Origin of the sequence: Paenibacillus tuaregi (assembly GCF_900086655.1) — a bacterium.
Taxonomy (GTDB): domain Bacteria; phylum Bacillota; class Bacilli; order Paenibacillales; family Paenibacillaceae; genus Fontibacillus; species Fontibacillus tuaregi.
This window is the reverse complement of the sequence record NZ_LT575476.1, coordinates 3,734,543-3,748,047: the sequence shown is the minus strand read 5'-3', so window position 1 is coordinate 3,748,047 and position 13,505 is coordinate 3,734,543. Positions and strand designations below refer to the sequence as shown.

Annotated in this window: 16 protein-coding genes and 1 pseudogene; 16 read left to right on the top strand and 1 reads right to left on the bottom strand. The window is 47.8% G+C overall.

The genetic code is table 11. The features are described from left to right. Positions 1-122: 122 nt before the first annotated feature. The 7 genes from BN6628_RS16770 (at position 123) to BN6628_RS26855 (ending at position 4,179) form a co-directional block, all read left to right on the top strand. The gene (locus BN6628_RS16770) at positions 123-476 is read left to right on the top strand and encodes a putative DNA-binding protein (protein WP_068619418.1); all 354 of its coding nucleotides are present in this window, start codon (positions 123-125) and stop codon (positions 474-476) included. A 32-nt stretch (positions 477-508) separates the two neighbouring features. Beyond that, positions 509-1,894, top strand: a complete 1,386-nt coding sequence (ffh, locus tag BN6628_RS16765; RefSeq protein WP_068619415.1) for a signal recognition particle protein — start codon at positions 509-511, stop codon at positions 1,892-1,894. Between the two features lie 42 nt (positions 1,895-1,936). Further along, positions 1,937-2,209 (top strand): 30S ribosomal protein S16, encoded by a 273-nt coding sequence (gene rpsP, locus BN6628_RS16760; protein WP_068619412.1) that lies wholly within the window; start codon positions 1,937-1,939, stop codon positions 2,207-2,209. A 22-nt stretch (positions 2,210-2,231) separates the two neighbouring features. Beyond that, positions 2,232-2,462 (top strand): KH domain-containing protein, encoded by a 231-nt coding sequence (locus tag BN6628_RS16755; protein ID WP_068619410.1) that lies wholly within the window; start codon positions 2,232-2,234, stop codon positions 2,460-2,462. A 112-nt stretch (positions 2,463-2,574) separates the two neighbouring features. Then, positions 2,575-3,093 (top strand): ribosome maturation factor RimM, encoded by a 519-nt coding sequence (gene rimM / locus BN6628_RS16750; protein ID WP_068619408.1) that lies wholly within the window; start codon positions 2,575-2,577, stop codon positions 3,091-3,093. A 1-nt stretch (position 3,094) separates the two neighbouring features. Then, complete coding sequence (trmD, locus tag BN6628_RS16745) at positions 3,095-3,865, top strand: tRNA (guanosine(37)-N1)-methyltransferase TrmD (RefSeq protein WP_068619406.1); 771 nt, start codon at positions 3,095-3,097, stop codon at positions 3,863-3,865. 179 nt (positions 3,866-4,044) lie between these two features. Then, the gene (locus tag BN6628_RS26855) at positions 4,045-4,179 is read left to right on the top strand and encodes a hypothetical protein (protein ID WP_262363157.1); all 135 of its coding nucleotides are present in this window, start codon (positions 4,045-4,047) and stop codon (positions 4,177-4,179) included. A gap of 235 nt (positions 4,180-4,414) precedes the next feature. On the opposite strand, the gene BN6628_RS16740 is transcribed toward BN6628_RS26855, so the two are convergent. Further along, a complete protein-coding gene (locus BN6628_RS16740; RefSeq protein WP_068619404.1) occupies positions 4,415-4,879 on the bottom strand; it encodes a cupin domain-containing protein in 465 nt (154 codons plus the stop codon). Positions 4,880-4,984: 105 nt separating this feature from the next. Between BN6628_RS16740 and BN6628_RS16735 the strand changes: the two genes are divergently transcribed. The 9 genes and pseudogenes from BN6628_RS16735 to BN6628_RS16695 form a co-directional block, all read left to right on the top strand. Continuing rightward, a complete protein-coding gene (locus BN6628_RS16735) occupies positions 4,985-6,439 on the top strand; it encodes a 4-hydroxyphenylacetate 3-hydroxylase family protein (RefSeq protein WP_068619403.1) in 1,455 nt (484 codons plus the stop codon). 156 nt (positions 6,440-6,595) lie between these two features. Beyond that, positions 6,596-7,333 (top strand): tRNA(His) guanylyltransferase Thg1 family protein, encoded by a 738-nt coding sequence (locus tag BN6628_RS16730; RefSeq protein ID WP_068619401.1) that lies wholly within the window; start codon positions 6,596-6,598, stop codon positions 7,331-7,333. A gap of 2 nt (positions 7,334-7,335) precedes the next feature. Beyond that, complete coding sequence (locus BN6628_RS16725) at positions 7,336-7,773, top strand: AAA family ATPase (protein ID WP_068619399.1); 438 nt, start codon at positions 7,336-7,338, stop codon at positions 7,771-7,773. Between the two features lie 157 nt (positions 7,774-7,930). Beyond that, positions 7,931-8,275, top strand: coding sequence for a 50S ribosomal protein L19 (gene rplS, locus BN6628_RS16720; RefSeq protein ID WP_068619397.1), 345 nt, complete (start codon positions 7,931-7,933; stop codon positions 8,273-8,275). Between the two features lie 102 nt (positions 8,276-8,377). Then, on the top strand, positions 8,378-9,001 hold the full coding sequence (gene lepB, locus BN6628_RS16715) for a signal peptidase I (protein WP_068619394.1): 624 nt from the start codon (positions 8,378-8,380) through the stop codon (positions 8,999-9,001). Positions 9,002-9,203: 202 nt separating this feature from the next. Then, a complete protein-coding gene (gene ylqF / locus BN6628_RS16710; protein ID WP_068619392.1) occupies positions 9,204-10,067 on the top strand; it encodes a ribosome biogenesis GTPase YlqF in 864 nt (287 codons plus the stop codon). 281 nt (positions 10,068-10,348) lie between these two features. Continuing rightward, positions 10,349-11,530, top strand: a complete 1,182-nt coding sequence (locus BN6628_RS16705) for a polysaccharide deacetylase family protein (RefSeq protein WP_068619390.1) — start codon at positions 10,349-10,351, stop codon at positions 11,528-11,530. After that, entirely contained in the window at positions 11,527-12,150 is a 624-nt protein-coding gene (locus BN6628_RS16700; protein ID WP_068619388.1) for a ribonuclease HII, read from the top strand. The genes BN6628_RS16705 and BN6628_RS16700 overlap by 4 nt, the downstream gene beginning before the upstream one ends. A gap of 180 nt (positions 12,151-12,330) precedes the next feature. Next, positions 12,331-13,505: pseudogene (locus BN6628_RS16695) on the top strand (flagellar hook-length control protein FliK); the annotation flags it as partial.

Here is a 13,505-nt window from a genome sequence, read left to right as displayed (position 1 = left end):
GTGAAGCTTTAGTGAAGAAGATGTTAAGGGAAATAGCTTGACATCTTCTTTTGTTTTCGTTATGATTAGGTTCGTTGATGAGCTGTAAAGTGTTTTTCCTTGACGGAGGGGAGTGCCCGCTGGTGAGTCAGGAGAATAGGCTTGAGAAGACAAATCGGGTGAATCTCTTATTCGATTTCTATGAACCGCTGCTCACAGAGAAGCAGCAGACTTTCTTGAAATATTATTTCCATGATGATTTCTCGCTGGGCGAGATTGCATCTGAGTTCGATATAAGCCGCCAGGCCGTTTATGAGCATATTAAGCGGGCTGAGCAGATGCTGGAAGTTTATGAGGACAAGCTGGGATTGCTGGGCAAGCAGATGAAGCGTGCCGGAGAGCTTGAGAATCTTCGCCGTCTGCTTGAAGAAGACAATTTTACGGATGTACATAAAGAGACCGCTCTTGATCTGGTTCGGAGATTGCAAGAGTGGTAATGAGATAAAATTTCAATTGGAGGTGACTGACTATGGCGTTTGAAGGATTGACCAGTCGGCTGCAAAGCGTGTTTAGCAAGCTTCGCGGCAAAGGCAAGGTATCGGAAGATGATGTGAACGAAGCGATGCGGGAGGTTCGTCTCGCGCTGCTTGAAGCCGATGTTAACTTTAAAGTGGTTAAAGAATTTATCGCCAAGGTGAAGGAGAAGGCCATCGGCAGTGAAGTGATGGATAGCTTTACACCAGGGATGGTCATCATCGACATCGTAAACAAGGAACTGACCGAGCTGATGGGGGGAAGCCAGGCGAAGCTGGCCAGAAGCAACAAACCGCCAACCGTCATTATGATGGCGGGTCTGCAGGGGGCAGGTAAGACCACTACGTCCGCTAAGCTGGCCAAGCTTCTTCTGAAGCAGAACCACCGCCCATTGCTTGTTGCAGGGGATATTTACCGTCCTGCGGCGATCAAGCAGCTTCAAGTGCTGGGTGAACAGATTCAAGTTCCTGTATTTGCGCTTGGTGAAGGCATCAGTCCTGTAGAGATCGCACGCCAGGCCCTTCAGCACGCCAAGGACAACGGTAATGACTATCTGATTGTCGATACAGCGGGTCGTCTGCATGTAGATGAGCAGCTGATGGAAGAGCTTCGCCAGATTCACGAAGTAACCAAGCCGGACGAAGTTCTGCTAGTGGTGGATGCCATGACTGGTCAGGACGCTGTCAACGTCGCCGAGAGCTTCCACAGCCAGCTCGAGCTTACGGGTGTCGTTCTCACCAAGCTTGATGGAGATACCCGCGGGGGTGCAGCGCTATCGGTTAAAGCTGTAACAGGCTGTCCGATTAAATTCGCAGCCCTGGGTGAGAAGATTGACGCGCTGGAGCCATTCCACCCAGAGCGCATGGCCTCCCGGATTCTTGGGATGGGAGATATGCTCTCCCTGATTGAGAAGGCTCAATCCAATATTGATGCTGAGAAGGCGAAAGAAATGGAGCGCAAGATGCGCAACGCCGAATTTACGTTCGACGATTTCCTTGAGCAGATGGATCAGGTCAAGAAGCTGGGTCCAATCGATCAGATCATGGATATGATTCCTGGCATGGGCAAGGTGAAGCAGCTCAAGGACGTCAAAGTCGATGAGAAGCAGATGGGGCGCGTCGAAGCCATCGTCCGGTCGATGACCAAGGAAGAGAAGCAGAATCCTGATATGATCAACCATAACCGCCGCAAGCGCATCGCGCTTGGCAGTGGTACCACACTCGCTGACGTGAACCGTCTGATCAAGCAGTTCGATGAAATGCGCCGCATGATGAAGCAGTTCTCGGATATGATGGGCGGGCCGAAGGCTGGCAAGATGGCCAAGGCGATGAAGGGTCTGAAAGGTTTGAAAGGCGGAGGAATGAAGTTCCCGTTCCGGTAAGCCTTGATATATATTTTATCCTATTTAAGGAGGTGAATTTCGTTGGCAACTCGTATCCGTTTGAAACGTATTGGTGCTCATAAAGCTCCATTCTACCGTATCGTGGTTTCGAACTCCCGTTCCCCGCGTGACGGTCGCTTTATCGAGGAAATTGGTTACTACAACCCTGTCGCTGAACCGGCAGTTGTAAATATCAATGAAGAAAAAGCATTGCAATGGCTTCAAGATGGTGCTCAAGCATCTGACACTGTCCGTAACTTGCTTAGCAAAGCTGGTGTCCTCAAAAAGTTCCATGAACTTAAGAACCAGAAATAATTGCTGATTCGGAGGGTCTCTTATGGAGCAATTAGTCAGCGTTATTGCGAAGGCTTTAGTTGATCATCCGGAAGATGTGCGTGTGAACGTCGTGGAGAAAGAGCATCTGGTTGTTTTTGAACTGTCCGTGCATCCTGATGATGTAGGGAAGGTCATTGGCAAGCAGGGGCGGATCGCCAAGGCGCTTCGCACGGTCGTCACATCAGCAGCAGTGAAGCTAGATAAACGGGTTACCGTGGACATTATGTCTTAAAAATATACGAAAGAGGGTTAGGATGCATTTCCTAGCCCTTTTTCGTACATGCTGAAGCCATAAGCGGTTAGCGGCCCAGCCCATTTTATATTGACGAGATCAGGAGGAAATTATGTCCGAATCATTATTATCGATCGGTAAGGTCGTAAATACACACGGAATCCGCGGCGAACTGAAGGTGCTGCTCAGCACGGATTTTCCAGAGGTGCGGTTTGCCCCGAAAAGCGAGCTTCTTCTTGTAAATCCCGAGAACCAGCGGAAGATCAAGGTTACCGTTGATCAATCACGTCCCTATAAACAGACTTATATTGTTAAATTCAAAGAATATGGGAATATCAATGAAGTGGAACAGTATAAGGGATGGGATTTGAAAGTAACGAAGGATCAGACGATTGAGCTGCCGGAGAATGAGTACTATTTCCATGAAATTATCGGCTGCCGGGTTGTGACGGATGAAGGTGAGGAGCTTGGGGTAATTGATGAAATTCTGCGCCCAGGTGCAAATGACGTGTGGGTTGTTAAGACTCCCGCCCGCAAACAAATTCTTCTTCCGGTCATTGACGATGTTGTTCTTGATGTGAATGTTAAGGACAAGCTGGTGAAGGTTCATCTGATGGAAGGGTTGTTATAACATGCGCGTGGACGTGCTCACCCTATTCCCAGAGATGTTTGACGGGGTGTTTCATTCCAGTATTCTTGGCAAAGCCCAGGAGAAAGGCATTATTGCTCTAAATGCGGTGAACTTCAGAGCGTACTCGGAGAGCAAACACGGCACGGTCGATGATACGCCGTATGGAGGAGGGGGCGGCATGGTTCTGAAGCCCGAGCCGATCTTCCGTGCGGTCGAAGAGCTGTTGTCCCAGGAAGATGCCGAGCCGGAAGAGGCTTCCAAGCGTCCAGCACGGGTGATTCTGATGTGCCCGCAGGGAGAGCAGTTTACCCAGAAGAAAGCCGAGGAACTCGCTCAGGAGGATCGACTGATCTTCATTTGCGGCCACTATGAGGGCTACGATGAGCGGATTCGGGAGCATTTGGTTACCGATGAGCTCTCTGTAGGAGACTACGTGCTGACCGGCGGGGAATTGCCCGCTATGGTTGTGATTGACAGTGTGGCCAGACTTCTGCCCGGCGTGCTGGGGAACGAGACAAGTGCGGTTACCGACTCCTTCAGCACTGGGCTGCTGGAATATCCGCATTACACCAGACCAGCGGAGTTCAGGGGCTATAAGGTGCCCGACATTTTGCTGAGCGGTCATCATGCCAACGTGGCAGACTGGCGGCGGAAGGAAGCCCTAAGACGTACCTGGCAGCGTCGTCAGGATTTGCTGGAGAAGATTGAGCTCAGTAAGAAAGATCTTCAGTGGCTAGAGGAAATCAGGCTAGAGGAAAATCCTCAAAACTAATTAAACAGTCTTCACCAGGCTTGCTTAAGAAGCTTGATGGAGGCTGTTTTTTTTGTACATAAGCCGGATCGTTTCTGAAGATTCTGAATAAAATAAGGAGATGGATTGTTACAATATGGGGGGAAAGAGGGTAATAGATAGTGCAGCAAGATAGCAAATAACAAGTGAGGGATTAAGCTATGACACAAGACATGCAGCAGGAGCTGTCCAATATAGAGTTGTATATGGAGCCTCAAGAGGAACCGGAGAATCATCAATCGGAGCCGCTGCGCACCGTAGACGACGTGCTCGCCTACTATGCCAGCCGAAAATAATGGGGAGGAATCCTTAATGTATGAACTTCCAGATACGATTCATACCGAGACAGAGTGGATTATAGACACACTTCCGAACGAGTAAGCCTTTCAAATCAGCTCTCAGCCAATTAAAAAGATCATTTTCTTGACGGTCAGACCGCCAGGAAAATGATCTTTTATTATGCGGACATACACCTCATCATGACAATCTCTGTATATTGTTAAAAATGAATCTGTGCGATTGAACCGGCTTTTATTTGCCGCTTTTGTCAATCAGCCTGAAATCGTCATAATGAAATCCTGGGGCTACCACGCAGGAAACGAAGACAGGCTCATCTCCAAGCGGTTTAGCGGTCTGCCATACTTTGGCTGGAACCACGGCCTGGGGCTTCTGGCCGTTTAATACATCAGGACCGAGAATGATTTCTTGGGGATCTGAAGGCTGGTCACCGTCACCGCCCAAAGTAAGCACAAGCGGGCTTCCTGAATGCCAGAGCCAGACTTCATCGGATAGAACCGTGTGCCATTCAGAGAATTCATCCCCATGAAGCAGGAAGTAAATTGATGAGGCGGCATAACGGGAACCGGAGTACTCTGATCCGAGTATTTCCTGGGGAATTTCAAAGGAAGCTTTCCAAAGCTCTTTGTACCATCCGCCTTCCTCATGGGGGGACAGCTGCAGGGCTTCGACTAGTGGAGAAAGTGGTTTATTGGTCACTGCATTATTCCTTCTTTCCTAAATTTACTGGTATCCATCTATATTATTATACAGCTTTGACGAAAGAAAGCCGATAACGGTGATTTCCCGAGGGGAGGCGGATGTATGCCTATTAAAACTGGAAAAGGCTACATCGAGAATTTAAACGGACTTAGTCCGGAAGTGTGGCTCGGCGGAGAACGTGTACAGGGGTTGATCTCGGAGCATCCTGCATTTCGCGGGCTGGTGGAGTCTCAGGCAGCACTGTATGATATGCAGTCAGAAGAATCCTTAAGGGCGACGATGACTTATTTATCTCCTGCAACAGGAGACCCGGTAGGCCTTTCTTTTCTCCAACCCAAGACCAAAGAGGATCTGCAAAAACGCCGGAAGATGATGTCCCTTTGGGCAGAGAGTCATCATGGCTTTCTTGGCCGTTCCCCGGATTATATGAACACGGCTCTTGTAGCCTTTTCCAGCGCAGCTGGCCTATTGGAAGACAAATACCCCAAGCATGCTGAGAACTTGAAAAATTACTACGTCTACTGCCGCGAGAACGACATCACCTTGTCTCATGGTTTTATCCAATCCAAAGCAAGCATGCTGTCTGCTGTAATCAGCGACAATCCAGAACAGTCCACAGCGGCAAAGGTTCATGAAATTAACCGAGACGGCTATGTAGTGAGCGGTTCCTTTATGATGAATACACAGGGAGCCACGTCCGAAGAGATGCTTGTGTACCCACAGCCTATCGCTGTGTCCGAATCGGTTAACCCTTATGCCTTCTTTTTTGCGGTTCCGAGCAATCTTAAGGGGATCACATTCGTCTGCAGGGAGAATACGCTGGCGGGTACGTCCGGTTATGACTATCCTCTTAGCTCCCGCTATGAGGAGATGGATACCTTGGTCATCCTCGATCATGTGTTGGTTCCACACGACAGGATGTTTCTGTATGGGGATGAGGAAATGGCTGTTGACCTGTTTGAAAGAAGTCATTTCCATACCCTTGTCTCCCATCAAATTTTGTGCAGGTATATTGCAAAGACGGAGTTTCTAATCGGTGTGCTGGAATATATGGCCGATTGCCTGGATAAAAGCGAGGATTTTTTTGTCATTGAGAGGGTTTCCGAAATCCTTATCACACTCGAAATTTTGAAATCTATCGTCATAGCATCGGAAGAACAAAGTGAGCTGAATGAGTGGGGGATTATGCTGCCAAGCCCCAAACCGCTCTATGCGGCCAACGCTTATTATCCGAAAATTTACCCTAAAATTATAGAGACAATCCAGCTGCTTGGATCAAGTGATCTGATCATGCTGCCGAAGGAGCAGGATTTCAATTCCCCAGTATCGAAATACCTTGATTCTTATCTGAGCGGTGCCGGGATTGATGCATATGACAAGGTTAATTTATTCCGGCTGGCCTGGGAGCTGGGTGTCAGTGCCTTCGGGGGAAGACAGATGCAGTATGAACGCTTTTTCTTTGGCAATCAAGACACACTTATGACCAGAGCCTACGCCAACCTGTCGGACAGGGAAAAGTATATCGATAAGGTGAAGCAGTTGATGAAGAATAGATAGAAAACGGTCCAGTATTTATTGTTCTAAGAAGTTTTGCAAGAGTCTCCACCTTCTTGTCCAGAGCTAGTGGATGAGCAGGTGGATCTTTTATGTCAAATGAATTCAAATCCCCTATGGTATAATTATCCTTATACATAATTGAAGTGAGGGAGTCCTATGCAAAAAGACAATTTTGGTAATCGAATGAAGGGGTATGAGAATGTATTTAGACAAATACTTCCGCAAAGGCTGCCCGTGATCCTTCGTATAGACGGCTCACATTTTCATACATACACCCGTGGAATGAAAAAGCCATTTGACGAGTCTTTAACTCGTGCTTTTTGGGAAACGTGCAAGTATTTAGCCCAGAATATTATGGGATGCAAGTTGGTATATCATCAAAGTGACGAAATATCTATTTTACTAACTAATTATGATAAGTTAACTACACAGTCTTGGTTTGAGAACAATCTTCAGAAGATTGTGTCTGTATCCGCCTCTATGGCAACTGCCAAATTTAATGAAGTTATTAAAGAATACTACCCCAATCAACCACTTGCCACCTTCGACAGCCGGGCATGGGTGCTGCCCCATGATGAAGTGACAAATTATTTCTTATGGAGACAGCAGGACGCGACCAAAAACAGTATTTCCATGGTTGCTCAAGCCAACTTCCCCCATCATGAACTTGAAGGATTGGACGGAAAGAAGCTGCAGGACAAGCTGTTTATAGAGAGAGGCGTAAATTGGAATGACCTGCCTGTCTGGCAGAAACGTGGTGTGTGTATTACAAAACAGGATTATAAGAAGCAAGAGGCTACGCGAAGCAGGTGGGAAGTCGACTTCGATACCCCGATCTTTAGCCAAGATAGGGAGTACATCAACCAATACGTGTATCTTTCAAAGGATGAATAGCGATGGAATGCATCATTTTCACGGGAATCCAGGCTTCGGGCAAGTCCACGTTCTACAAGGAACATTTCTTTAAAACTCACATGAGAATAAATTTGGATATGTTAAAGACCAGGAATCGGGAAAATATATTTTTAGAGGCCGCGTTGCTTGCCAAGCAGCCTTTTGTGATCGACAATACAAACCCGGCCATTACCGACCGGCAGAAATATATTGAGGCCGCCAGAAAGCATAAATTCAGGATTATTGGCTATTATTTTGAACCGGATTTTGAGTTGTCTATGGAAAGAAATGATCACAGAAGCGGGAAAGAAAGAGTTGCGGAAGCAGGAATCAAAAGTACCTTAAAGAAGCTCGTTGCTCCTACCTACCTGGAAGGATTTGATGAGTTGTATGTAGTTAGAGAGAGGAATGGAAGTTTTGAGATTAGTGAAAAGCCCTAACGCTCATCTTGAGATGTGAAAGTTCTTGCTATGACCGTTGTAATATGATAAAATTTCATTTGTTGTGAATTCGGTGGTCCTCTGCGGATAATGATGAAGAACCTATAGATGTCTTCGGAAGAGGCAAGAACACCTGAGTGGAAGGAGGGAGTCATATATGAATATCGTACAAGCGATTACGCAAGAACAGCTTCGCAAGGATATTCCGAGTTTCCGCCCTGGTGACACTTTGAAAGTGCACGTTAAGGTTATCGAGGGATCTCGTGAGCGTATCCAGTTGTTTGAAGGAGTTGTAATCAAGCGTCGTGGCGGTGGAATCAGTGAAACTTTTACAGTTCGTAAAATTTCCAATGGTGTAGGTGTGGAAAGAACTTTCCCGCTTCATTCCCCGAAACTCGATAAAATCGAAGTGGCTCGCCGTGGTAAAGTGCGTCGTGCTAAACTGTATTACCTTCGCGAACTGCGCGGTAAAGCAGCAAGAATTAAAGAAGTACGTCGTTAATCAATTGATAACGATCCGGGGGCTTGATCTTCAAGCCCCTTTCGTTTTTAATAAAATAGGGTTACATATTGCATCCTAAACATAAAGGGAGGGCAGTGAGCTATGGAGCAGCAATTTCAATCGGAGCAGCCGGATCGTACGGATATAAACCCTGAGTCGACTAAAAAGAAGAAAAATGAAGCGCTTGAATGGCTTAAAGCCATTGTGATTGCGGTTGTACTGGTTTTTCTGATTCGATGGCTTTTATTTGCCCCGTTTATTGTGGATGGCCCGTCCATGCAGCCGAATTTCCACACGGGCGAGCGAATTATTGTTAATAAGATTTTATATGATTTCAGACAGCCTAAACATGGGGAAGTTGTTGTGTTCCATGTACCATCGGAAGGCAGAGATTTCATCAAGCGGGTTATCGCCGTTCCAGGTGACACTGTGAAGGTTGAAGGCGATACGGTGACGGTTAATGGCAAGCAGGTGAGTGAGACCTATATTCAGGAAGCGATTGACGAAAAGCATAAGAGCAATCAGCTTTACAACACAGAAGCTGATTTCCCGAATGAAGAGTTCAAAGACGGAAAGGTGCCGGAAGGTTACGTATTTGTGCTCGGAGATAACCGTTCCAACAGTACCGACAGCCGACGTCTGGGTTTTATCTCCCAGAAAGAGATTGTGGGCCGGGCAGACCTCGTTTTCTGGCCGCTGAAGGATATTCATTTTATTAAACACTAATACTATATAAAATGAACTTTAGAATTAACCGATCTCAGCGCCACAAAAGGGTAACCTTCTTAAGTTCATTTTATATAATACAAGATATTTATAGAATTCCGCCTCCATAAGAACGAACTAAAGACTGATCAGGATACAACGGTCTTTGGTTCGTTCTCTCTTATATGGGTGAGTGGTCGGGAGATAAAGAGGTGAGCAGACAATGACAATACAATGGTTCCCGGGTCATATGACAAGAGCCCGCAGACAGATCCAAGAGAAGCTGAGCCTGATTGATGTGGTGATTGAACTCCTGGATGCCCGGCTTCCCTTGTCCAGCCGTAATCCGATGATCGACGAGATTCTGATGAATAAGCCGAGGCTGATTGTGCTCAACAAGTCAGACTTAGCAGACTCATCGGTTACCGGTGAATGGATTGACTACTTCAAGCGTGAGGGACATACGGCAATAACCGCTGATGCCTCATCTGGTCAAGGCATTAAGGAAATTCCAGTAAAAGCGAAAGAGCTTATTAAGGAGAAAATCGATAGGCAGATTGCCAAAGGAATCCGTCCCAGAGCGGTAAGAGCTCTGATTGTGGGAATTCCTAACGTTGGAAAGTCCACGTTAATTAACCGTATGGCCGGACGCAGCATTGCGGCAACCGGTGACCGGCCTGGCGTCACGAAAGGACAGCAGTGGATCAAGGTGGGTACGGAGATGGAACTTCTGGATACGCCAGGGATTCTGTGGCCTAAGTTCGAAGATCAGAACGTGGGCTACCGGCTGGCTGTGACCGGAGCAATCAAAGAAGAAATATTGAATGTGGAAGATGTCGCTTTTTTTGCGATCAAATATTTGTCCCGTTATTATTGGTCCCAGCTTCAGGAGCGGTTTGAGCTGGGGGAGCCTCCGCAGGATACCGAGAATCCGGACGAGATTGTAGAGGTAATGGAGGCAATAGGCAGAAAGCGTGGCTGTATTGTAAGCGGTGGCCGTGTCGATCTGGAGAAGGCATCAGGAATTATGCTTAGGGAGCTTCGTGCCGGCAAGCTTGGAAAGTTCTCTTTGGAATCACCCTACTAATGTGAAGCGTCGGTTCCCCGGCGCTTTTTTTTTTCGTACATAAGCTAAACGATTTGGAATTAGTGCCTGGACTATTGAAACAATTTACAGGTAATCTGCGTCTATTATTTATAGAATGTGGAAAGGGAGGGAACTAGTTCAACAGAAATATCCAAGAAATAACTTTATAAATGGACCGCTTTAACCGATAAAATTGTTACAAAAAAGAAACGCAGCTTATCATAGCATGTGTTAATCTAAGCAATAGATTAATTAGGGAAAGACAGAGAGGAATTAGGAATATGAAGAAAATCAAATGGATATCTGCCGCAGTTATCGTTCTTGTTCTAGTTCTCACAGCTAATTCTTTGTGGCAGAACGGCAGCAGCAAACATAAAATTAATAATTTAACGCCTCTGAGCACTATTGGAGATATCGGGGCTAGTATTGGAGCCGGGAAAGGCTCAGATAAGCCTGTCAATGTAAAGAGCAGCAAGACAACTCCTTCTCAAGCGACACCTAATAAAATATACTACCGCAACAAAGTGATTGTCCTAATGTACCACGAGGTTACACCTGAGCAAATTGACAGTGGAACCGTACTGGTATCGAAATTCAAACGGCAGATCGAGCTGATGAAAGCCAATGGCTTTAAATGGATTACGATGAAGGAATACAGCGATTTTATTCTAAAAGGAACTCCGGTTCCGCCAAATGCGGTCCTGATGACATTTGACGATGGATATGAGTCATTCTATGAGTATGCTTATCCAGTGCTCAAAGAACATAAGATTCCAGCGACCATGTTCCTGATTGCGAACACAGTGGATAATCCGAAGCATCCGGGAATTCCAAAGCTGACATGGGCTCAAGTTGACGAGATGCACAAGAACGGAATTGATTTCTATAATCATACGTATGATTCCCATATTCTTGCTCCAACCAGTGCATCACATAAATCGTCAAGAGCGGTTCTTGCAGGACCTATGTATCTGGAGAAGCTGAACCGGAAAGAAACGATGACCGAATTCAAGGCCCGCGTCAAGAAAGATTTGTCTCAGGCTCAAGCAATACTGAAGCAGAGGCTCGGGAATAACATGGACGTTCTTGCCTTCCCTTATGGCGCATATACGAAAGAAACCCTGCAGGTATGCCGTGAGCTGGGGATCAAAATTACATTTACTGTCAAGCCGGGAATTAATGCAAAGGGTCAGCTGAATGGTTTCAGAGTGAATGCCGGGGGGAAACAGAACAACCCGGACGAACTGATTAAATTGATGAAGAGCGGGGCTAAGCAGGAAACGAAGAAGAAGCTGAGCAGTCCGTTTGATCTGCTTCATGAAGGTCCTTTTAAAACACTGGAGCAATTGATTGAAGGTGACCGGACACATAACAGTGATTTGGTTAAGCTCAGTGGTGAACAATCCGCGTCTTCAGCCGTAGGCGGGGCATGGGGAGCACACAGTCATGGAGAAGCTGCATGAGTGAAGATATGTTAATGTATGAAAAGCAAATCTGGCAGGATCACTGCCAGTATATTGCTGGAGTGGATGAGGTAGGCCGCGGTTGTCTGTTTGGCGATGTGGTTGCGGCCGCCGTCATCCTGCCTCAGGATCTGGTTATTGATGGAGTTATGGATTCTAAAAAGCTCAGTGAGAAGAAGCGTAATCTGCTTTATGAAGTGATCCTCGATAAAGCGGTCTCCGTTGGCGTTGGATTTGCCGATGCACAGACCATTGACCGGATCAATATTAAACAGGCCACACGACTTGCTATGCTGGATGCGATTGGGCAGCTGTCTGTAAAGCCGGATTACCTTTTGATTGATGCGGAGAAGGTGGATTCGGATATTCCGCAGCTGTCTGTAATCAAGGGAGACGCCCTTAGCCAGACCATCGCAGCTGCTTCGATCGTTGCGAAGGTGACCCGGGACCGGCTCTGTCAAGGGGAATGGGAAGCAATGTTTCCAGAGTATGGAATTGCTGTACATAAAGGTTATGCTACCAAACTGCACAGGGAGCAGATCCTGGCTTTGGGGGCAACGCCTATGCACCGTAAGAGTTTCATGCGTAATTTGTTTGTCCGTCAGCAGGAGCTGTTCTAATAAAACCCGCCGGGAGCCGGCGGGTTTTATTAGTTGAGGAAGGTAAAGCTTAAATATCTTTCTGCAAAGACCGATACATTAGTCATAGATATTAACTCGACGGCTTCATCATAGGCACCAGCGCAGCGGGGTGCTTAAATTATAAAAGCCAGCCATTCGGGCGAAAGGGGGCAGCATAAGGTGAACATCGGTCCAATAGTAAGAGGACTGCTCGGCGAGAGCCGGGCCGGTCAGCCCAAAGAGCTGGAGTTGAAGATGGGGCAGGTTATTCGCGGTGTCGTAATGAGTGTCTCGGATGACGGACAGGAGGCGGTTGTCCAGGTGCAGGGTGTACAGCTAAGAGCAGCCTTGGAAACCCCGCTGGAAAAGGGACAGACCACTCTGCTGCAGGTTCAGCCTCCGGGCAAAGACGGGATGATTGTTCTAAAGCCGCTGAATCTGCCTTCGGCGGCTTCTTTCTCCGAAGCTTCTCTGGCAGGAATGCTGGGCAGCTTCGGGTTGGAGAATTCCCCCGAGAATAGAGAGCTTCTTAAACTAATGCAGACTCAAGGTATTCCTCTAACCAAAGATCAGGCGCTTGCGTTGTCTGAGTCTCTTGCAGGGAAGCCACAGAACGTGCCGCTTGAGCAGTGGGTGCAGTCTGCGGCTATTGCGTACCATCGGGGGCTGCCAGTCACGGCCGCAAGTGTGGCTGGGCTGCATCAGGCGGTCTTTGGGGCACCGCTGCAAAATCTGTTGACGGTGCTTGGAGATCAGGTTGCAGATCTATTGACTGAGCTATTGAAAACGGAAGATCAGACAGGTACGAAGGCACGTGGGCAGGACGCTTCAGGATCAGGGACGCTGCGGGCTGCATCTTCAACAGGAGAAGCTGTGGATCCGGAGGGGAATGCGACAGGTAAAGCAGCAGGAACCCCATTGTCTGTAAGTGCGGGTAACGTAACAGCCGCTTCGGCAGCTTCTGCCAAGGGCAGTGAATTGTTGATAAAGCTGCAGAGCCTCCTGGGAGAACTGCGGGCATTGGGATCTGAGGAAGCCTTGAATTCTGTGACGGTCAAGACGGCCAATACTTCACAGGCCGGCTCAGTCGCGACAGCAACTGCAACGGTGGATACGCAGTCTGCAGCTGAAGCTTCAACAGGAGATGCTGCTGAAGCCTCCATGACGGGGGCGAGGGGCTCAGCTATAAACGGCGGCAATCCGGCCGCTGCTCAGACGGCTCCAGGATTAGCCGGCATGGATGCGAAGGCATTATCTGAGCAGGGGAAGACCGCCGCCCCGCCTGCGGCTGGCGGCGTGGCTAACCCAGCTGCCCCGGCGGGGGCAGCTGCAACGGCTGCGGGCGCTGCTGTGCC